We start from the raw sequence: 19,773 nt of genomic DNA, 5'->3' as shown, positions 1-19,773 counted from the left end.
CATGGAACAACCCAAAAAACCAATCGGCAAACAGCTCCTCATTTTTGTGGTGACATTCGGGCTTGCATTTTTCGGAACCAAATATGTGCTGCCGTCCATTTTGCCCAAACAAACGCATCAGGAAAAAATGATGCGGACCCAAATCGACGAGTTCAACAAGAAATTTCCAATGGAGATTGAACCGGGCGTCAGGGCAGAAAACATCGAATTCATTGATGTAAGAACGGTCCAATACAACATGACTTTGATGGAAATCGATAAGAATTCGCCCAAAGTCCTCGTGGAATCACTAAAAAAACTGGCCATGTCCAATACCCAAAAGTATTACAACGAAAACCCCACGATGAAAGCCTTCCGGGACAATAAAATCACGGTGCGGTATTTTGTCATGGATGCCGATGGGAAGCAGCTTTTCCAATTTGACATCAACAATTCTAAATAAGACTCAAATTATATCGATATGAAAGTATTAGTTACAGGAGGTTTAGGTTTTATCGGCTCGCATACCGTAGTCGAATTGCAGAATGAAGGTTTCGAGGTGGTCATCATCGACAACCTTTCCAACTCATCAGAAAAAGTACTCGATGGCATCGTGGCCGTTACGGGCAAAAAACCGTTGTTCGAGAAAATGGATTTGCGCGAAAAGGCGGCTGTACAGGATTTCTTCGCCCGTCATTCGGATTTGGCCGGTGTGATTCATTTCGCGGCTTCGAAAGCGGTCAATGAAAGCGTCGAAAATCCGCTCTTGTACTACGAAAACAACATCAATACGCTCGTTTATATTCTGCAGGAATTGCAGAAAATGGAATCGGCGAATTTCATCTTCAGCTCATCGTGCACCGTTTATGGCGAGGCCGATGTCATGCCGATTACTGAAAGTGCGCCCGTAAAACCGGCTTTGTCGCCTTACGGGAATACCAAGCAGATCGGCGAGGAAATCATCACCGAAACCTGCAAGGTCAGCCGCATCAATTCGATATTGTTGCGTTATTTCAACCCGATCGGGGCCCATCCATCGGCACACATCGGGGAATTGCCGATTGGCGTTCCACAAAATCTCGTGCCGTTCATTACGCAAACCGGAATCGGTATCCGCGAACAATTGTCGGTCTATGGCGATGATTATCCAACGACTGACGGAACTTGCATTCGCGATTATATTCACGTAGTCGATTTGGCCAAAGCCCACGTGGTCGCGTTGCAAAGATTGATCAATAAGAAAAATGTAGATAAGGTCGAGACGTTCAACCTTGGCACCGGCACCGGAAGTTCGGTCCTGGAAGTCATCACGACCTTCGAAAAAGTCAGCGGTAAACCGTTGCCTTACCAAATTGTCGGACGACGTGAAGGCGACATTATCACGGCCTACGCCAATACCGACAAAGCGAACAACGTCTTGGGTTGGAAAGCCAAATCGACCTTGGAAGATGGTTTGACTAGCGCCTGGAAATGGGAGCAGAAAATCAGAAGTTAGATTTTCAGATACTCAGATTTTCAGATCATCAGAATAAAAAACTCCCGACATAATTCGGGAGTTTTTATTTATATGGTATTTCTAAAAATCTAAAAATCCGATAATCTGGAAATCAAGCACTCGCTACTTCCGCGGTATTGTCAATCTTCTTGACCAATCCCTGCAACACGTTGCCTGGTCCGACTTCGGTAAACAAAGTCGCGCCGTCCTTGATCATCTGTTGCACCGATTGTGTCCATTTGACCGGAGCCGTGAGTTGGATGATCAAATTTTTCTTGATTTCCGCCGGATCCGAAACGGCATTGGCAGGGACATTTTGGTACACCGGGCAGATCGGTTGGGAGAAATGCGTCGCTTCGATTGCGGCAGCCAATTCCTCGCGTGCGGGTTCCATCATCGGCGAATGGAACGCACCGCCGACGGGTAAAATCAATGCTCTTTTCGCACCAGCGGCTTTCATTGCTTCGCAGGCCCTTTCCACCGCACCGGTTTCACCCGAAATCACGAGTTGTCCCGGGCAGTTGTAATTGGCCGGAACGACCACGCCATCAATCGAGGCGCAGACTTCTTCGACTTTCGCATCATCGAGTCCCAAAACCGCAGCCATGGTCGAAGGCGTAATTTCACACGCTTTCTGCATCGCCATCGCACGTTGGGAAACGAGTTTGAGTCCGTCTTCGAATGACAGGGCACCGTTGGCCACCAAGGCAGAAAATTCACCCAAGGAATGACCCGCCACCATTTCTGGCTTGAAGGTTTCGTTCATCGTTTTGGCCAAAATCACCGAATGCAGGAAAATCGCAGGCTGCGTCACTTTCGTCTGTTTAAGCTCGTCGGCCGAGCCTTCAAACATGATGTCGGTGATGCGGAAACCGAGGATTTCATTGGCACGCTCGAAAAGTTCTTTCGCCAAATCGGATTGTTCGTATAGGTCCTTGCCCATGCCTGTGAATTGGGCGCCTTGTCCTGGGAAAACGTATGCTTTCATAGTCTGTTCTTTTGTTTAGAGTGAACAAAAATAAAACTTTTTGGTATACGTTTCCGAGACAAATGAACAAAACTATAAAACGAAATAAGCATTCTGTAACGGTTCGATGTGGGGTGTTTTGGTTTTGCTTTCAGGCATTTGGTGTTCGTATTCCTCGCGGAATTCATTGACCATCTGCAGCAAATTGTTCTCGATGTTGTTCGAAATGGCGGTCATCGGCGTATCGGTCGGACGGCTCTCGAACGGATCCTGTAAATGGATGGCCATCTTCTCGATCAGGAAAAAAGCCGCACCCAAGGTAACGACCACCGGAATCTGTAGCCAGCCCAAATGCTGTGCGACACCAAACGGCAACAAGATGATGAACAAACACAAGGTGAATCTAATGTACATGCTGTAGGTCGTCGGGAAAATCGTGTTCTTGATGCGTTCGCATTTGCCCATTGAATCGCAAAGCCGCGTCAGTGTGTTGTCGATTTCCACCTGTTGGAACGTATTGAATTTGTCGTCCTGTGTGGCCTGTGTCAACGCTTTGGCGTGCAGCATCAGGATGGCATTGGGCACGTGTTTGTGGCGCTGTACGAACTGCATTTCTTCTTCATTGAGCAGTTGGCGTGCCGCCTTGATCGGGTCTTTGCCGCGCAACGATTGCGAAAGGCTGTGGCACCAGGCCGCTTGTCTTTTGGCGAAACTTTCTTTAAAGTGATTGGCCTCGTCCGAAAAATCTGGGTCTTTGTAAAACGCGATCACTTGTCGCAGCAACGTACGCGAATCGTTGACCACCGCGCCCCAAATGATGCGTGCTTCCCACCAACGGTCATACGCTTGGTTCGATTTGAACGCCAGCAATAATGAAATCACCGTACCGACAATCGTCGGAATCGCAATCGGGATTTCGAGCGCAATCGATCCATAAAAATGATGGACGATCGAAAACGCCGCGGCGTATAAAAAAACAAGGATCAATTCGGTCCTGATTTTTCCCAGGACATATTTCATAGGTATTTTTTTCTTGAGGAGCATAAGGATGAATTTTGGTTAGTAAGCCGATTCACAAACCGACAATACTGGCAGTCCGAAATGGTCGTTGAGCGCAGGTTTGTTTTTTTGGGAGGTTCTTATTTTTTTGGGTTTTCGTGTTTCGATCAACAAATCGATGCCATTTTTGTGGATCGTATTGTAGACCGGCGTCATTTCCTGTTGGTTGTTGAGATCGAAAATCTTCGCCTGGCTGATGATTCGGAACGAGAAATGTCCGCCCGCCATTTTGGGCAAATCCGCCACAGGCACGTTCGATTCTTCATTTTCAAGATAGAGCGCTTTTGAAAACCGGCTTTCCTCAAGCTCGGCGGGCAATTGTAAAATGGGCGTGTGTCCTTTTTTGAGTAATTGCAGGCAATACTTGTTTTGCGATTTGGTCGATTTGAGGAACGACTGCGGCACGATGATCAACCCGATTTCGAACGTTTCCATCAAATGGCGCAGCAACGGTCCTGATAACGAAAACTGTTGTTGGATGCGCAATTTGCAGTTCGGATGAAATGAAGCCATCTGTTGGCATTGTGCGAGGATGCTTTCTTCAAATGGTGTAAAGTTGCTTTGCATCTTGCGCAGCCAAAACGCGGCCGAAACGTCATTGGGTGTTTCGTGCAGCAGCATCAAAACGATGGTCAGCGGTTGGTCTTCGGCTTGTGCCAACGCAGTCTTGAGTGCATTGAGCGTATCTTCTTGCAGGGTCGAAAGGAGGAGGATGTTTTTCATGACAAGTGTTTTTGATTACACTTGCAAAACAACAACCTGCGTTTTAGAGACAGCTTAAAGTAAAATTAGAATGCCGTTAGAATCTACATTAGAAATTCTAATCTTTACGAAACACGATGGTCACAATGGTGCCCTGTTCGGGTTGCGACTGGATTTTGATCTCGCCGTTGTGCATGCGGATGATTTTCATCGCAAGCGGCAAACCGAGTCCGTAGCCGTTGTAACGCGAAGCTTCCTTGCCACGGAAGAATGGTTCGTACAAATGCGGAATGTCTTCGGGCGGGATGCCGATTCCGATATCGGAAATCGTAACCATCAGTTGATTTTCCTGCACCGACAACGTCACAAAAACCGTCTCATTGTTGCTGTATTTGACCCCGTTCGAAATGATGTTCGACAACGCGAGCTCAATGAGCGGACGGTTGCACGGCAATAACAATTGTGCTTCGTCATCGGGTAAATCCTCGAGCCTGACGATGATGCGGTTGTCGGGCAACAATTTGTCGAGTTCGGCCTTGACATCGAACAACAATTCGTCAAGACGCGCCACATCCTTGACCTGTTTCTGTCCGTCGTAACCCGTTTGCGTGAGCTTGAGCAGGCTTTCGGTCAGGTTGCCGAGTCGCGTGGCCTGGTGGTAAATGACGGTCAGCGCTTCCTGATAGGCTTCGGGTTCGCGCGTTTTCGAGAGCATGATCTCGGCTTCGGCCACAATCGTCGCAATCGGGGTCTTGAGTTCGTGCGAGGCATTGTTGATGAAATTGGCCTGGATTTCAAAAGAGGTTTCGAGGCGGTCGAGCATGTCGTTGAACGTCAAAGTCAAATCGGACATTTCATCCTGGTTTTCGGGTTGCGGCAAACGGTTGTGCAGATTCGATGCGCTGATGCGTTTGACTTCGCGTGTAATCTGCGATACCGGATGCACGACGCGACGTGCGAGAAACCGTCCGAGGAAATACGCCAAAATGATGAAAGCGACCCCGCCGATGAACAAAATCCGGATGATGTAGAGCGTACTCAAATCGCCCCTTCGGTCCTTGGCCGTAATGATGACGATGTATTTTTGTCCCGATTCGTCGAAAATCTGTCCGTAATAATAACGGTGGTTGTCCTCGACCCAACCCGATTGGTTGCGCAGCACATCGGTGTAGAATTCGACGGGCAATTCCAGTTCGGTGTTCAATTCGAAGGAGTTTTCCCCATTGACCTTGAGCACAAAATCTTTCTCGTCGATCAATTCCTCGAGTCCTTCGCTTTTGAGCTTGCGGTAGTATTCGGCTTTCTTCGGGTCGTTCTGGTAATGGATCGAAGCGACGATCTTGGCGCGGTCCTGCAAACGCTTGATGAAATAATAACGGTTGTTCTGGCGAAACAAGACCAACACGGCCAGGCACAGCAGCAAAGTACTGAGCACCGATAAAGTCACATAAGTAATGGTGATGCGTTTGCGGATCTGCATAAATTAAGGTTTGAGCACATAACCCAGACCCTTGATCGTGTGGATGAGTTTGTTGTTGTACGGTTTGTCGATTTTCTTGCGCAGGTAATTGATGTAGACGTCGACCACGTTCGTGCCCATGTCAAAATTGATGTCCCACACATTGTCGAGGATTTGTTCGCGCGACACAATCGTGTGGCTGTTGCGCGCCAAATAGTGCAGCAACCCAAACTCCTTGGCCGTGAGCTGGATCGAATCGTCGCCGCGCTTGACCGATTTGGCCCTGAGGTCAATCTCAAGGTCGTCGATTTCAATCGTGTCGGGCTGCTTGTGCTCCTGTCCCGCGCGACGCAGCAAGGCCATGATGCGGGCTTCGAGTTCAGAGAATTTAAACGGTTTGCCGAGGTAATCGTCGGCGCCGGCCTGCAAACCGGTCACGATGTTTTCGGTACTGGAAAGTGCGGTCAGCATTAGGATTGGCGTGAAATTTCCGGCAGCACGCAGTCGGCGGCAGATTTCGAGTCCGTTGATGTCGGGCAGCATCAAATCGAGGATCACCGCATCGAAATGGTGGTTTTCGAGCATCGTGAGTGCGGTCGTGCCATCCATTGCGGCGCTCACCTCATGGCCTTTTTCCGAAAATCCTCTCCGGATTACCGATAACAGTTGCGGCTCGTCTTCCACCAAAAGTAATTTCATGCGCTTGCTTTAAATCGTTGGGGGACAAAAATAAAGACCGATTTCTAAAACTTTTGCTAAAATGCATTATTCGTAAGCCGATTTGCCGGATGCTGATTTATTTGCATTGTTTATTGCTGATATCCGAATGATTTTGTTGATTTATTGCGAAGACGGCATCCGGTTTAGGTCGCGTAATTCTTGAAGATGTAAATCCACAGCAGACGCGCCACGCGGATGTTGAAGAACGTCAGCAAAACCAATACGCCTGCGATGATCGGGAAAATCCGCAAATCGAAAGTCTCCGTGAAGAAAGGCCGTGCGATGAAATACACCGCGATGCCCTGTGCGACATTGAGCATGTAATTCATGTACATCGCGCCAAAAAAATAGCCCGGTTCTTTATTGAAACTCGTGTGGCAATGGCTGCATTCCTTGTTCATTTTGGGAAATCCAAACGCGAAAAGACTTTCGTTGAAGACTTTTCCTTTGTGACAATTCGGACATTTGTTGCCTAGTATGTTGAAAATTGCGTAAGACATGATGAAAGTGTTTATTGTTGATTCAAAGGTACGGATGAACAACGCAATCTTTATTTTCATACCTTCGCCAATACTAGCACAATTCAGACATGGTTAAGTATCCGATATACGAAGTCCATAATTTCAAATGCAATTCCATCCACGAGGATTTGTATGTCAATACGTTTCAGGAACACCTGAAAAATCATGCTTTTGTGGAAGAACCGCACCGACACAATTCACATTTGCTGCTGTTTTTTACGCAGGGCACCGGAACACATGAAGTCGATTTTGATGTCTACCAAATCCGACGCGGCAGCCTGTTCGTATTGCAGCCCGGGCAATTGCACCACTGGAATTTATCCGAAGACATCGACGGATTTGTCGTCATTTATTCGGGCGAATTGTACAACCTGTACTTCGGGAATAAAAACCTGACCGATTACCCGTTTTACGGTTCGGCCAAAACCCAACCCGAAATGGTCCTAAACGAAAATGAAATCGAATCGGTGTTGCACTATTTCAACCTCATGATGGCGCAACCAGCCGGAATGCGACAGCAGGACAGAATGCTCAACCTGCTCGATTGCATTCACATTGAAATTACCCATTCCTACGCTAAATTCGATGCGCACCAAACGCATCCTTACAACCTTAAAATCCAACAATTTGAAAGGCTGCTCGAACAGTATTTTCGCCGCGAAAAAGGACCTTCGTTTTACGCCGACCGACTCAGCATTACCTTGAAACATTTGAACCGCATCTGCAACGAAATCTTGGGCAAGACCGCCACCGAAGTCATCGCCGAACGCGTCGTGCTCGAAATCAAACGCATGCTCGCCGACCGGCAGCTTTCGGTCAATGAAATCGCCGATGCGCTCGGCTTCGAGGATTATTCCTATTTCTCGCGCTTCTTTAAAAAGCAAACCGGAACTTCACCGACCGATTTCAGGAAGAAAAAATTATCGATTTAAAACTTTGCAATCTTTGCGAAAGACTTCGCGACCTTTGCAGTAAAACAAGCAAGATGACCGAAAAAGAAAAAATGCTCGCCGGCCAAAGCTATTTCGCCAACGACAAAGAACTCACCGCAGAGCGCACCAGGGCCAAGAAATTGCTGCACCAACTCAACGTCACCGAATACCTGATGAATGGCAAGGCGCGACAGATTTTGCGCCAGCTTTTGCCCAACGCGCACAAACGCACCTACATCGAGCCGCCGTTCCATTGTGATTACGGCTACAACATCGAGTCGGGCGAGAATGTCTATTTCAATGTCAATTGCGTCGTGCTCGACACGATGAAAATCAAAATCGGGAACAACGTATTTTTCGGACCCGGTGCGCATATTTATGCCGCTTCGCATCCGCTTGATGCAATCGAAAGGCGAACCATCGAATTCTCGAAACCGGTTTCCATCGGCGACGATTGCTGGATTGGCGGCAATGCAGTCATTTGTCCAGGCGTAACCATCGGCAACCGATGCGTGATCGGCGCGGGCGCGGTCGTGACCAAGGACATTCCCGACGATTCGCTCGCGGTGGGCAATCCGGCGAAAGTGATCAGAAGTTTAAAGGAATAAAAAAAGCAAACCGAAGTCCGCTTTTGTTTAGTGTTGGTGTCCGTCGTGCGCGTCGTGTTTGTGGCCCGTAACCGGAAGCACTTTGAAACTGCTCGCGATGAATTTGTCGCCTTTGATTTCGCCGCTGACTTCGGCTTTACGTACGGTGTTGCACATGCCGTCGTGGCCGTGTGCGTCGCCAAATTGGTCCATTTTTGCACCTTCGACGAAATAAGTCTGGTTGTCGATGCGGACGGCCAAATCACAGCCTTTTTTGCTTTTCATGCCAAACTTGCATTGGCCGCAGGAAGCGTCGACGGTTTGTTTTTCAATTTTTTTGTCTTGTGCCTGAGCGGCCAATGCGCACAGGAAAAATACGATAGGGATTATTTTTTTCATTGTTTAAAGATTTACGGTTACCATTTTGGCGGCGACTTTCGCGCGCTCGACTACTTCTTGGGCCGGTGTTTCCAGCGTGTCGCTCATCAGTGCGACACCCATTCTGCGGTAAGGTCTTGAAGTCGGTTTCCCAAAGATACGGAAATCGGTTTTGGGTAAGGCCGCCAATTCTTCGATTCCGGAATAAGTTGGGTTTTGGGAATCCCCCGAAGCCAAGATCACGGCACTTGCCCCGGTTTTTTCCAATTTGATTTCAAAAATCGGCAGGCTCAGGATGGCGCGCAAATGCAATTCGAATTCGTTGAAGTTTTGCGTCCCGGCCAAGGTTACCATGCCGGTGTCGTGTGGACGTGGGGACAATTCCGAGAAATACACGCCATCGTCGGCGAGGAAAAATTCGACGCCAAACAAACCGGCGCCACCCAAAGCCTCGGTGACTTTTTCGGCCATGTCCTGCGCTTCAAACAAGTCTTTGTCGGAAACGACCGCGGGTTGCCAGCTTTCCTGGTAATCGCCGCGTTCCTGGCGGTGCCCGATTGGGGCGCAGAATAAAGTAGGATTTCCGTTTTGGGTGACAGTCAATAAAGTGATTTCGGAGTTGAATTTGACAAATGCCTCGACGATGACTTCGACGACATCGCCACGCGAACCTTCCACCGCATAATTCCAGGCTTTTTCGATATCGCTTTCCGATTTGATTGTCGATTGGCCTTTGCCCGAAGACGACATCAGCGGCTTGACGACACACGGAATACCGACTTCGGAAACCGCTTGTTGCAATTCTTGGGCGGTCGTCGCGTAACGGTAATTGGCGGTCTTGAGCCCGAGTTCTTTGGCGGCCAAATCGCGGATGGCCTTTCGGTTCATCGTAAAGTTGGCGGCTTTTGCGGAAGGAACGACAGTAATGCCTTGTTTTTCGTAATCGTAAAAGCGCTCGGTGCGTATCGCTTCGATTTCGGGGACGATGAAGTCGGGTCGGTGTTTGGCGACGATGCGGTCGAGTTCTAGACCATCGAGCATGTTGATGACTTCAAAACCGTGCGCGACCTGCATGGCCGGGGCATTTTCGTAACTGTCGACCGCGATGACGGTTTGGCCGATGCGTTGGGCGGCGATGACGAATTCTTTGCCGAGTTCGCCGGAGCCGAGTAGGAGTATTTTCTTTTGCATTGTGTTGTTGTTTGTTATTTCATAATTCGTTAATCGACATTCAATATTCGGAGTTCGGTATTCTACATTTTTGAATTTCGAATGTTGATTAACGAACTCCGAATATTGAAGTGGACGTCCGCGTTAGCGATTCCTTCGGCAGTCGCTTCACTCGTGTACAGCAAAGTGCCATGCACTGTGGAAAACGCGGCCTGAAGGGAACGCCCGGATTAAAAAAAATAAGCCACGAATGCACGAATTTTTTGTTATTCGTGAATTCGTGGCCTTTCTTCATACTGTTACTTTTTAAGCCAAAGCTTCCTTGATTCTTCTGATGGCTTCGGTGAGCACGTCTTCGCTGGTCGCGTAAGAGATGCGGATGCAGTTCGCGTTGCCGAATGCGTCGCCGGTGACGGTTGCTACATTGGCGTGTGAGAGCAAATACATCGAGAAGTCGTCGGCGTTGTGGATTGTGGTTCCGTTGAGCGTTTTTCCGAAAAACGAAGAAACATCGGGAAACACGTAGAACGCGCCTTCCGGGACGTTGAGCTTGATGCCCGGGATGTCCTGCATCAACTTCACGACCAAATCGCGGCGGCTGTGGAATGCCTTGACCATGTCTTTCAAAACGCTTGGGTCGGCATCGACGGCGGCAATAGTCGCACGCTGTGCAATCGAATTGGCACCACTGGTGACCTGGCCTTGGATTTTGGTGCAGGCTTTGGCGATGAATTCGGGTGCGCCGATGTAGCCGATGCGCCAGCCAGTCATCGCAAATGCTTTGGCCACGCCGTTGACGGTAATCGTACGGTCAAATAATCCAGGGATGGAGGCGATGCTGCAGAAGGTTCCGGAGAAATTGATGTGTTCGTAGATCTCGTCGGAAACAATATAAATGTTCGGGTATTTTTCGAGGACTTTGCCGATGGCAGTCAGTTCTTCGCGGTTGTAAACCGAACCACTTGGGTTGCAAGGCGAAGAAAACCACATCATTTTGGTCTTGGGTGTGATCGCTTTTTCGAGTTGGTCGGCGGTGATTTTGAAATCGGTTTCTACCGTTGTCGGCACTTCAACCGGGACGCCGCCCGAGAGTTTGATCATTTCGTAATAGCTGACCCAAAACGGGGCCGGCAAAATGACTTCGTCGCCTTCATTGAGCATGACCTGTGCCACGTTGTACAACGATTGTTTGGCGCCGGTCGATACGACAATGTTCAAAGGTTTGTAATCGAGGTTGTTGTCGCGTTTGAATTTGCGGCAAATCGCTTCTTTGAGTTCGACGTAACCGTCAACGGGCGTGTAGGTGCTGTAGTTTTCGTCTATCGCTTTTTTGGCGGCTTCCTTGATGAAATCGGGGGTGTGGAAATCGGGTTCGCCAAGGCTCAGGGAAATGATGTCCTTGCCTTGTGCTTTCAGTTCCCTCGCCAATGCGGCCATCGCGAGTGTTTGCGAGGTCGACAAATTGTTGATTCTGTCCGAAAGGATGTGATTCATTGTGTGTTTTTGATTAATGCGGGTTTATGCGGTTAAAGCAGGTTTCATTCCCAGGTCGCGCAAATGCTTGAAATGGGCAATGACGGCGCTTCGTGTGGTTTTGAATTCGTGGTACGGCAAGTTGCACTCTTTGGCTGTTTGCTTGATGATATCGGCAATCTTTCCGTAGTGGATGTGGCTGATGTGCGGGAACAAATGGTGTTCGATCTGGTGGTTCAATCCGCCCGTGAACCAATTGACGATGGCATTTTTCGGGGCGAAATTGGCCGTGGTGTACAATTGGTGGATGGCCCAGGTGTTTTCGATTTCGCCTTCTGCATTCGGCACCGGATTGGTCGTTTCATCGACTACGTGCGCCAATTGGAACACGATGCTCAAAATGAGCCCGGCCGTGTAATGCATCACAAAAAATCCGATCAATACTTCCCACCAAGGCAATCCGATGACAATCGGCAAGACAATCCAAACCGAAATATAGATGATTTTGGTGATGATGAGTGTCGTCCACAGGATTTTCGGGCTTTTGGCCTCGCCGTAGGACAATTTTCTTTTGAGGTAGCTGCGCATCTGGCGGAAATCGGTTGTGAGTGCCCAGTTGAAAGTCAGCAATCCGTAAAGGAAAACCGAGTAATAATGCTGGAATTTGTGGAAACGGCGCCATTCGGCATCTTGGGTGAAGCGGATGATTTTTCCGGCATCCAAATCTTCATCGTGCCCATGGATATTGGTGTAGGTGTGGTGCAAAACATTGTGCTGCACCTGCCAGTTGTAGACATTTCCGGCGAGGATGTAAATCGTCCCGCCCATGAATTTGTTGACCCAGGATTTGGTCGAATACGAACCGTGGTTGCCGTCGTGCATCACGTTCATGCCAAGTCCGGCCATTCCGATTCCGATTACGACCGACAACAACAACATTACCCAAAATGGCATGTCCAAGGTCAGGATCAAAAAGTACGGCGTCAGGAAAACGGTGAACAGGATTACGGCCTTGAGGTGCAATTTCCAGTTGCCCGTTTTTTTGATGTTGTTTTCCTTGAAGTAATTGTTGACGCGGGAATTCAGCGTGCGGAAGAATTTCATGCTGTCGTTTTTGGAAAACGTCGGGATGGTGGTATTCATATAATGATTCTAAATTGAGTCCCCAAAGGTATAGATTAATCCCAATGCAAACATGTTAATTGGGAAAATATTTCAACACAAAAATGTTTACTTTTGGGAAAATTTTTGAAATGGAAGAAATCCTCAGCCAATTCCCGAATCTGACTGATTTACAGATAGAACAATTCCAAAAACTCGAAGCGTTGTACCACGATTGGAACGCCAAAATCAATGTCATTTCGCGCAAGGATATCGACGAGTTGTACACCAAGCACGTTTTGCATTCGCTGGCCATTGCCAAAGTGCAGCCTTTTGAACCTGGAACGTACATTTTGGATGTGGGGACGGGCGGCGGATTCCCCGGAATTCCATTGGCGATCTTATTTCCCGAAACCCGTTTTTACCTGATCGATGTGATCGCGAAAAAAATCAAGGTCGTCCAGGCCGTGGCCGAAGGAATCGGACTCAAAAACGTAAAGGCCGAACAAATGCGCGCCGAAAATGTCAAAGGTGACTTCGATTTTGTCGTGAGCCGCGCCGTGACGAACATGCCCGATTTTGTGGCTTGGGTCAAAGGCAAAACCAAAAAACAGAACAAGCACGAATTGCCCAACGGGATTCTGTATCTCAAAGGCGGCGACTTGACCGAAGAATTAAAAGATTTTCCCAAAGCGACCCAATACAATATCTCCGAATTCTTCAACGATGAATTTTTTGAGACGAAGAAAGTGGTGCATTTGCCACTGAAGTTTATGGCGAAGTAAGATTCAAAGATTCAAAGATTCAAAGATTCAAAGATTCAAAGATTCAAAGATTCAAAGATTCAAAGATTCAAAGATTCAAAGATTCAAAGATTCAAAGATTCAAAGATTCAAAGATTCAAAGATTCAAAGATTCAAAGATTCAAAGATTCAAAGATTCAAAGATTCAAAGATTCAAAGATTCAAAGATTCAAAGATTCAAAGATTCAAAGATTCAAAGATTCAAAGATTCAAAGATTCAAAGATTCAAAGATTCAAAGATTCAAAGATTCAAAGATTCAAAGATTCAAAGATTCAAAGATTTTTTTTGCCCATTAAGTTAGTCAAAATTTGTATAAAAAGAAAGTCGCGAAGTTTCTGCTAAACAAAAACTTTGCGACTTTGCATCTTTGCGACTTTGAAACTATTTCTTGACAAATTTCTTCGTAGTCGAACCCGAATCGGTGGCAATCGTAGCAAAGTAAATTCCTTTTTGCAGACGGCTGACTTCGATGGTGCTGTTTTGTGAATAATCGCTCAAAACGATTTTTCCAGTCACATCGGTCAAGGTCACCGATTGGATTTTTTGGTCCGTTGCCAAAACTTGAAGCCTATTTTCTACTGGATTCGGTGCAAGAACTACCGTTTGTGCATTTCGTTGCATTTGATCCACAGCCAAAGGTGCCGATTTGAAAACCTCAAATTGCGAAAAGCTTTGGTTCAGCGAAAGCAAAGGCACGACAACTGTTGTTACGGTCGAACGGAATCTCGGGATGTTCGGCAAATCGGCGTTGTAATAACCGTAAGTCGTTACGGTTACGGTTCCAACATTGGTAAAAATCCCATAATTGAGTGAAATATTTTGTACTGTTTTGAGTCGGGTCACTGGGCCGGTAAAATCGGTCATGCCCGGGTCGCCTTGGATGGTCAACGTTCCCCAGGCGTCCACCGAAGTGTTGATGGTTCCGGTAAAAGTACCCTGATACGTGCCGTTGTCGTAGTTTCCGGCGATGTTGTCGGTGTTGGTGAAACCGTAATTCATCGGGAAAAGTCCGAGTGCCGCGTTGTTCGTACTGTAATTGAGCAGCAAATCGGCATTCTGGATTCCGGTCAGCGACAATACATTGCCCGGATGTTTTGAATAGATTTTAAACTCAGAATCGACGCCTGCAATCGTGCTCGTGGTCGTCACCACATTGGTCGTTCCGGGAAAATCCGTCAGTTCGCCCGCGGTCGGCGTAGTCTCGTCGTCGATAGAAGTTCCTATTTCGCCCACATTGACCATGTTCCAGGTCACGTTCGCCCCGGCAGGAACCATATCGATTCCCATATCGTCAAAAATAATCGAGAATTCGACGCCGTCGGTGCCGTAATACGAATTGATCGGCGCTTGCGCGAATGTGCAAAAAGAGGCAAAAGAAAAAAGCAAAAGTAATTTTGTCTTCATTAGCGTGTTTTTTAAGGTTGACCAAATATAACAAAAAAAGCCCGAACATCGCCGGGCTTTTATCTGATTGAAATGTGATTATTTCTCTTGCAAAAACGGATAGCGGTAATCCGTAGGCGTCACGAAAGTTTCCTTGATCGTGCGCGGCGAAACCCAACGCAACAGGTTCAACGCCGAACCCGCTTTGTCATTCGTTCCCGAACCTCTCGCACCGCCAAACGGTTGCATGCCTACGACCGCTCCGGTCGGTTTGTCGTTGATGTAGAAGTTCCCGGCTGCATTTTTCAAGGCTTCGGTGGCTTGTTCGATTGCGTAACGGTCTTGGCTGAACACGGCTCCGGTCAATGCATATTCTGAAGTTTGGTCAACAAGCTTCAAGGTTTCTTCCCATTTCGCGTCTTCGTATACATAAATTGTCATGACCGGGCCGAACAATTCGGTTTCCATGGTCGTGTATTTTGGATCGGTCGTTACGATCACGGTCGGCTCGATGAACCAGCCTTTCGATTTGTCGTAGTTTCCGCCGACGATGATTTCGGCATTCGCATCTTTTTTGGCTTGGTCGATGTACGAAGCCAATTTGTCGAATGAACCTTCATGGATCACCGCGGTGATGAAGTTGGTAAAATCTTCAGGCGAACCCATTTTGAACGATTGGACATCGGCGATCAATTGTTCTTTGACCGCTGGCCACAAACTCGCCGGAATGTAACCGCGTGAAGCCGCCGAACATTTCTGTCCCTGGAATTCGAATGCGCCGCGAACGATTCCGGTAACGACTTGTTTCACATTCGCGCTTGGGTGCGCAATGATGAAATCTTTTCCGCCGGTTTCACCCACGATTCTTGGATAAGTCTTGTATTTATTGATGTTGGCGCCAATCTGCGTCCAAATGCTCTTGAACACCTGCGTCGACCCTGTAAAGTGGATTCCTGCGAAATCAGCGTGCTCATAAATCGTGTTGCTGATCATCGCCGCGTCTCCAAAAACGACGTTGATGACACCGTCCGGAACACCGGCTTCCTTGAACACATCGATGATGACTTTCGCCGAAAATACCTGGCTGTCGCTTGGTTTCCAAATCACCACGTTGCCCATCATCGCCGCACTCGCAGGCAAGTTTCCGGCAATCGCGGTAAAGTTGAACGGCGTCACGGCATACACAAAACCTTCGAGCGGACGGTATTCCAAACGGTTCCACATGTCCGAAGTCGACTTGGGTTGGTCGTTGTAAATTTGCGTCATGAATTCGACGTTGAAACGCAAAAAGTCGATCAATTCGCAAGCCGAGTCGATTTCTGCCTGGAAAATCGTCTTCGATTGCGCAATCATCGTTGCGGCATTCATTTTCGCACGGTAAGGTCCGGCTATGAGTTCGGCTGCTTTGAGGAAAATCGCCGCGCGTTGTTCCCAAGCCATGTTTGCCCAGGCGTCTTTGGCTGCCAATGCATTGGCGATTGCTTTTTCTACGTGTTGTTTTTCGGCCAAATGATAGGTTCCCACCACGTGTTGGTGGTCGTGCGGCGCCGTCATGTTTTTGGTGTTTCCGGTGCGGATTTCCTCGCTGCCGATGTACAACGGCACATCGATTTTCGAATTCCACATTTCGGTATAGGCTGCCTTGACCGCCAATTTCTCGGGGCTGTTGGGCAGATAAGTTTTTACGGGTTCGTTGACCGCTTTGGGTACATGGAAAAATCCTTTGAGCATAACGTATGTTGTTTTAAGAATTATCAAAAAAATGTCGTGCAAAGATAAGAAATACTATTCGTTTTGGATTCATTTTACGAATTTGATAACAAGGTGTTTTTTGGGGAGCTTTTTCCCGCTTTCGCCTTTATCTTTTGTTTCGTAAACTCCACAAAAGGATACCGGCTTTATCGGGGCTATGCTGCCGCGAGGGCTTTCTTTTGTAGGGCAACAAAAGAAACAAAAATGCCTGGCGCGCAATCGTTCGGCGACCTGCTATTTTCTCAATTCGGAAATGAAATGAACTCGCTTCGCTCAAACAGCATTTCATTTCTACGAATTTTCGAAAAGCAGGTGCCCGCCTGCCACGATTCAAGCGCGCGGGCTCACGAAGAACGTGTGTTGACAATTGAAAATATTGATTACGCTTGGAACGAGAAGTCGTTCATTCCTGAAAAAGTTATAAAAAAACCTATTCCAAATATAAACCACAGCGCGTAACTTTATACAAATCCAAAAAATGAAAACACCGCTTCTAGCCTTCAACGACAAAGGCATCTACTGCCAGCAAGCCGATGTCTATCTCGATCCGTGGCGGCCCGTCGACAAGGCCATCATCACGCACGGTCACGCTGATCATTCGCGCTGGGGGCACAAGCATTACATCACGCACCATTGGAATGTGCCGATCATCAAACACCGTTTGGGCGACATCAATGTGACGGGCAAGGATTGGAACGAGACGTTTACAATCAATGGCGTAAAATTTTCGTTGCATCCGGCCGGACACATCATCGGTTCGGCGCAGATTCGCGTCGAATACAAAGGCGAAATCTGGGTGTTTACGGGCGATTACAAAGTCGAGGACGACGGCATCTCGACACCTTACGAAACCGTCAAATGCCATACCTTCATCACCGAAAACACGTTCGGTTTGCCTGCGTTCAATTGGCTGCCGCAACAGGAAGTCTTTACCGACATCAACAATTGGTGGGCAACGAATAAAGCCGAAGGCAAAACCTCCATTTTATTCGGCTATACTTTGGGTAAAGCCCAACGGTTGCTCAAATACCTCGACACCGACATCGGGAAAATCTACACGCACGGTGCCGTCGAAAACATGACGAACGTCCTGCGTCCGATGGTCGATTTTCCGCCCACGACACGCATCACATATGAAACCAAGAAAGAAGATTTGCTAGGAAATATAGTCTTGGCGCCACCTAGCGCACATGGCAGTACTTGGATTCGCCGCATGACGCCCTTTGTCACCGGCTCGGCTTCGGGTTGGATGGCATTTCGTGGCGCCAGAAGACGGCGCGCGATTGACAAGGGTTTTGTGCTCAGCGACCATTGCGATTGGTACAGCCTGCTCGACAGCATCAAATCGACGGGGGCCGAAAAAATCATCTGCACACACGGCTATTCGGATATCTTCTCGCGATACCTGCGCGAATTGGGTTATGATGCCCGCACCGAACAAACCCAATACGAAGGCGATGAAGGCGATTTGGCCGAAGCCAACGACAAAGATGAATCTGAAAACGCCGCATGAAAAACTTCGCCCAGCTTATCAAAACGCTAGACGGTTCCAACAAAACCTCGGACAAGGTCAATGCACTGACCGAATATTTCCGCGTGGCTTCGGACCAAGACAAGGTTTGGACGATTGCAATTTTGTCGCACCGCCGGCCGCCGCGTCCGGTCAATACCACTTTGTTGCGCATCTGGGCCAACGAACTGGCGAACATTCCGCTGTGGTTGTTCGAGGAAAGCTACCATATTGTGGGCGATTTGGCCGAGACGATTGCGCTCATTATTCCGCCCACCGATGAACATTCGGATAAAAGTTTGACAGAATTCCTACGCGAAATGATTGCACTCAAATCCAAAACCGACGAAGAAAAACGCAATTACCTGCACCAAAATTGGCTGTCCTTGAGTTATTACGAACGTTTCGTTTTTACCAAATTGATTACGGGCAGTTTCCGCATCGGCGTGAGCCAAAAACTCATGACGCGCGCCTTGTCGAAAGCCACCGGTGTCGATGAAGACGTTTTGGCCTACAAACTTATGGGGAATTGGAACCCGAATGCGGTTACATTCCAGCAGTTGGTTTTGGATGAGAAAAGCTCCGATTACCAATCCAAACCGTATCCGTTTTACCTGGCTTATCCGATTGAAGGCGAAATAGCCGATCTCGGGAAACCTGATGCGTGGGCGATTGAACACAAATGGGACGGCATCCGCTCGCAGACGATTATCCGCGAAGGCGAAATCTATATCTGGAGCCGTGGCGAGGAATTGGTCACCGATAAATACCCCGAATTTCAAAAATTGCTCGAATTGATTCCCGATGGAACTGTCATCGACGGCGAGATTTTGCCCTTTCCCGACGGACAAATCGGAACGTTTAATGATTTACAAACGCGCATCGGACGCAAAACCGTTTCGGCCGATTTGCTCCAAAAAACGCCTGTTATTATTAAGGCTTATGATTTATTGGAATGGAATGGGGAAGACATTCGAAATGAATCATATTCGAAAAGACGGCAATTGCTCGAAGATTTGTATCAACAAATTAAAGACAAAAACCTGCCGCTGCTGTTGTCGGAAACCGTAGCGCTTGATTCTTGGGAAGCGGTAACCGAAGAACGGATGCGCGCACGCGAACTGCATTCCGAAGGTTTGATGCTCAAAAGGAAAGATTCGGTTTACGGTGTCGGACGCAAGAAAGGCGACTGGTGGAAATGGAAAATCGAACCGCTCACGATTGATGCGGTGTTGACCTATGCGATGCGAGGATCGGGGCGACGTGCCAACCTGTTTACCGATTATACGTTTGCGTTGTGGCAAGAAACCGAAAGCGGCCGCGAACTCGTGACCTTCGCCAAAGCCTACTCGGGTTTGACCGATGCCGAGTTCAGGAAAGTGGACGACTGGATCAAAAAAAATACGCTCGAACGTTTCGGGCCGGTGCGCAGCGTGACGCCACAATTGGTTTTTGAGATTGGGTTTGAAGGGATTGCGTTGTCGAAGCGGCACAAGAGCGGCGTGGCGACACGATTTCCGAGGATTTTGCGGTGGCGGCACGACAAGAAAATCGAAGACGCGAATTCGATTGAAGATTTGAAAAGTTTGATTAGTTAACAATATATTCGACTTGGCCAACGCGCCGCCTCGCCCCTTCGCTAACCCGAGGCGGAGCCGAACTGAGCGAAGCTAAACCGTCCACTGGACTGTTTATTAACGCTCGGTCGCGTGAAGGATGGAAGCGGCATCCTTTTTCGCGCGTCTTTGGCGCGGAAAAGATAGAGCGGACAGCCTGACGGC

At 48.1% G+C, this 19,773-nt stretch carries 20 protein-coding genes; 8 read left to right on the top strand and 12 right to left on the bottom strand.

Translation table 11 applies throughout. The features are described 5' to 3' along the window. The first annotated feature begins 1 nt into the window (after nt 1). The gene (locus QM717_RS01855; protein WP_415034258.1) at nt 2-442 is read left to right on the top strand and encodes a hypothetical protein; all 441 of its coding nucleotides are present in this window, start codon (nt 2-4) and stop codon (nt 440-442) included. Between the two features lie 18 nt (nt 443-460). Then, a complete protein-coding gene (gene galE, locus QM717_RS01850; protein WP_415034256.1) occupies nt 461-1,474 on the top strand; it encodes a UDP-glucose 4-epimerase GalE in 1,014 nt (337 codons plus the stop codon). 112 nt (nt 1,475-1,586) lie between these two features. Here the strand turns inward: galE and fabD are convergent, their stop codons facing one another. The 6 genes from fabD to QM717_RS01820 all read right to left on the bottom strand — a co-directional run bounded on the left by fabD (nt 1,587) and on the right by QM717_RS01820 (nt 6,881). Further along, entirely contained in the window at nt 1,587-2,462 is an 876-nt protein-coding gene (gene fabD, locus QM717_RS01845) for an ACP S-malonyltransferase (RefSeq protein WP_415034254.1), read from the bottom strand. A 72-nt stretch (nt 2,463-2,534) separates the two neighbouring features. Continuing rightward, entirely contained in the window at nt 2,535-3,461 is a 927-nt protein-coding gene (locus QM717_RS01840) for a bestrophin family protein (RefSeq protein ID WP_415034252.1), read from the bottom strand. A gap of 39 nt (nt 3,462-3,500) precedes the next feature. Continuing rightward, nucleotides 3,501-4,223, bottom strand: coding sequence for a hypothetical protein (locus QM717_RS01835; protein ID WP_415034250.1), 723 nt, complete (start codon nt 4,221-4,223; stop codon nt 3,501-3,503). 97 nt (nt 4,224-4,320) lie between these two features. Then, a complete protein-coding gene (locus QM717_RS01830; RefSeq protein ID WP_415034248.1) occupies nt 4,321-5,682 on the bottom strand; it encodes an ATP-binding protein in 1,362 nt (453 codons plus the stop codon). Between the two features lie 3 nt (nt 5,683-5,685). Further along, entirely contained in the window at nt 5,686-6,360 is a 675-nt protein-coding gene (locus tag QM717_RS01825; protein ID WP_415034246.1) for a response regulator transcription factor, read from the bottom strand. Between the two features lie 164 nt (nt 6,361-6,524). Then, the gene (locus QM717_RS01820; protein ID WP_415034244.1) at nt 6,525-6,881 is read right to left on the bottom strand and encodes a DUF983 domain-containing protein; all 357 of its coding nucleotides are present in this window, start codon (nt 6,879-6,881) and stop codon (nt 6,525-6,527) included. A gap of 89 nt (nt 6,882-6,970) precedes the next feature. Between QM717_RS01820 and QM717_RS01815 the strand changes: the two genes are divergently transcribed. Together QM717_RS01815 and QM717_RS01810 are read left to right on the top strand one after the other, a co-directional pair. After that, nucleotides 6,971-7,834, top strand: coding sequence for a helix-turn-helix domain-containing protein (locus QM717_RS01815; protein ID WP_415034242.1), 864 nt, complete (start codon nt 6,971-6,973; stop codon nt 7,832-7,834). 53 nt (nt 7,835-7,887) lie between these two features. Then, the gene (locus QM717_RS01810; RefSeq protein ID WP_415034240.1) at nt 7,888-8,442 is read left to right on the top strand and encodes a sugar O-acetyltransferase; all 555 of its coding nucleotides are present in this window, start codon (nt 7,888-7,890) and stop codon (nt 8,440-8,442) included. A gap of 27 nt (nt 8,443-8,469) precedes the next feature. Here QM717_RS01810 and QM717_RS01805 read toward each other — a convergent pair whose 3' ends face one another. The 4 genes from QM717_RS01805 to QM717_RS01790 form a co-directional block, all read right to left on the bottom strand. Next, the gene (locus QM717_RS01805; protein ID WP_415034238.1) at nt 8,470-8,820 is read right to left on the bottom strand and encodes a DUF6370 family protein; all 351 of its coding nucleotides are present in this window, start codon (nt 8,818-8,820) and stop codon (nt 8,470-8,472) included. A 3-nt stretch (nt 8,821-8,823) separates the two neighbouring features. After that, nucleotides 8,824-10,008, bottom strand: coding sequence for a formate-dependent phosphoribosylglycinamide formyltransferase (gene purT, locus QM717_RS01800; protein WP_415034912.1), 1,185 nt, complete (start codon nt 10,006-10,008; stop codon nt 8,824-8,826). A gap of 267 nt (nt 10,009-10,275) precedes the next feature. Next, complete coding sequence (locus QM717_RS01795; RefSeq protein ID WP_415034236.1) at nt 10,276-11,463, bottom strand: pyridoxal phosphate-dependent aminotransferase; 1,188 nt, start codon at nt 11,461-11,463, stop codon at nt 10,276-10,278. A 24-nt stretch (nt 11,464-11,487) separates the two neighbouring features. Beyond that, a complete protein-coding gene (locus QM717_RS01790) occupies nt 11,488-12,585 on the bottom strand; it encodes a fatty acid desaturase family protein (protein WP_415034234.1) in 1,098 nt (365 codons plus the stop codon). A 110-nt stretch (nt 12,586-12,695) separates the two neighbouring features. On the opposite strand from QM717_RS01790, the gene rsmG reads away from it, so the two are divergent. Beyond that, on the top strand, nt 12,696-13,328 hold the full coding sequence (gene rsmG / locus QM717_RS01785; protein WP_415034232.1) for a 16S rRNA (guanine(527)-N(7))-methyltransferase RsmG: 633 nt from the start codon (nt 12,696-12,698) through the stop codon (nt 13,326-13,328). A 400-nt stretch (nt 13,329-13,728) separates the two neighbouring features. On the opposite strand, the gene QM717_RS01780 is transcribed toward rsmG, so the two are convergent. Next, entirely contained in the window at nt 13,729-14,751 is a 1,023-nt protein-coding gene (locus tag QM717_RS01780; protein ID WP_415034230.1) for a T9SS type A sorting domain-containing protein, read from the bottom strand. A 78-nt stretch (nt 14,752-14,829) separates the two neighbouring features. Beyond that, complete coding sequence (pruA, locus tag QM717_RS01775) at nt 14,830-16,461, bottom strand: L-glutamate gamma-semialdehyde dehydrogenase (protein ID WP_415034228.1); 1,632 nt, start codon at nt 16,459-16,461, stop codon at nt 14,830-14,832. Between the two features lie 63 nt (nt 16,462-16,524). Here pruA and QM717_RS01770 point away from each other — a divergent pair, with 63 nt between their 5' ends. From QM717_RS01770 to QM717_RS01760, 3 genes are read left to right on the top strand one after another with little or no spacing between them, the layout of a single operon-like run. Further along, on the top strand, nt 16,525-16,941 hold the full coding sequence (locus QM717_RS01770) for a hypothetical protein (protein WP_415034226.1): 417 nt from the start codon (nt 16,525-16,527) through the stop codon (nt 16,939-16,941). 19 nt (nt 16,942-16,960) lie between these two features. Next, entirely contained in the window at nt 16,961-17,995 is a 1,035-nt protein-coding gene (locus tag QM717_RS01765) for a ligase-associated DNA damage response exonuclease (protein ID WP_415034224.1), read from the top strand. Next, a complete protein-coding gene (locus QM717_RS01760; RefSeq protein WP_415034222.1) occupies nt 17,992-19,590 on the top strand; it encodes an ATP-dependent DNA ligase in 1,599 nt (532 codons plus the stop codon). Before QM717_RS01765 ends, QM717_RS01760 begins: the two co-directional genes overlap by 4 nt. Nucleotides 19,591-19,773: the final 183 nt, after the last annotated feature.

The sequence above is a fragment of the Flavobacterium sp. genome (assembly GCF_047602195.1).
Taxonomy (GTDB): Bacteria; Bacteroidota; Bacteroidia; order Flavobacteriales; family Flavobacteriaceae; genus Flavobacterium.
Note: the sequence above shows the minus strand (reverse complement) of the source record. Positions and strands in the feature narration are given on the sequence as shown.

Coding starts and splice junctions, on each gene's coding strand:
- QM717_RS01795 (WP_415034236.1), bottom strand. CDS start 11,463: ATGAATCACATCCTTTCGGACAGAATCAACAATTTGTCGACCTCGCAA.
- QM717_RS01815 (WP_415034242.1), top strand. CDS start 6,971: ATGGTTAAGTATCCGATATACGAAGTCCATAATTTCAAATGCAATTCC.
- QM717_RS01825 (WP_415034246.1), bottom strand. CDS start 6,360: ATGAAATTACTTTTGGTGGAAGACGAGCCGCAACTGTTATCGGTAATC.
- QM717_RS01780 (WP_415034230.1), bottom strand. CDS start 14,751: ATGAAGACAAAATTACTTTTGCTTTTTTCTTTTGCCTCTTTTTGCACA.
- fabD (WP_415034254.1), bottom strand. CDS start 2,462: ATGAAAGCATACGTTTTCCCAGGACAAGGCGCCCAATTCACAGGCATG.
- QM717_RS01820 (WP_415034244.1), bottom strand. CDS start 6,881: ATGTCTTACGCAATTTTCAACATACTAGGCAACAAATGTCCGAATTGT.
- QM717_RS01855 (WP_415034258.1), top strand. CDS start 2: ATGGAACAACCCAAAAAACCAATCGGCAAACAGCTCCTCATTTTTGTG.
- pruA (WP_415034228.1), bottom strand. CDS start 16,461: ATGCTCAAAGGATTTTTCCATGTACCCAAAGCGGTCAACGAACCCGTA.
- rsmG (WP_415034232.1), top strand. CDS start 12,696: ATGGAAGAAATCCTCAGCCAATTCCCGAATCTGACTGATTTACAGATA.
- QM717_RS01835 (WP_415034250.1), bottom strand. CDS start 4,223: ATGAAAAACATCCTCCTCCTTTCGACCCTGCAAGAAGATACGCTCAAT.
- QM717_RS01765 (WP_415034224.1), top strand. CDS start 16,961: ATGAAAACACCGCTTCTAGCCTTCAACGACAAAGGCATCTACTGCCAG.
- QM717_RS01830 (WP_415034248.1), bottom strand. CDS start 5,682: ATGCAGATCCGCAAACGCATCACCATTACTTATGTGACTTTATCGGTG.
- QM717_RS01840 (WP_415034252.1), bottom strand. CDS start 3,461: ATGAAATATGTCCTGGGAAAAATCAGGACCGAATTGATCCTTGTTTTT.
- QM717_RS01810 (WP_415034240.1), top strand. CDS start 7,888: ATGACCGAAAAAGAAAAAATGCTCGCCGGCCAAAGCTATTTCGCCAAC.
- QM717_RS01805 (WP_415034238.1), bottom strand. CDS start 8,820: ATGAAAAAAATAATCCCTATCGTATTTTTCCTGTGCGCATTGGCCGCT.
- QM717_RS01790 (WP_415034234.1), bottom strand. CDS start 12,585: ATGAATACCACCATCCCGACGTTTTCCAAAAACGACAGCATGAAATTC.
- QM717_RS01760 (WP_415034222.1), top strand. CDS start 17,992: ATGAAAAACTTCGCCCAGCTTATCAAAACGCTAGACGGTTCCAACAAA.
- galE (WP_415034256.1), top strand. CDS start 461: ATGAAAGTATTAGTTACAGGAGGTTTAGGTTTTATCGGCTCGCATACC.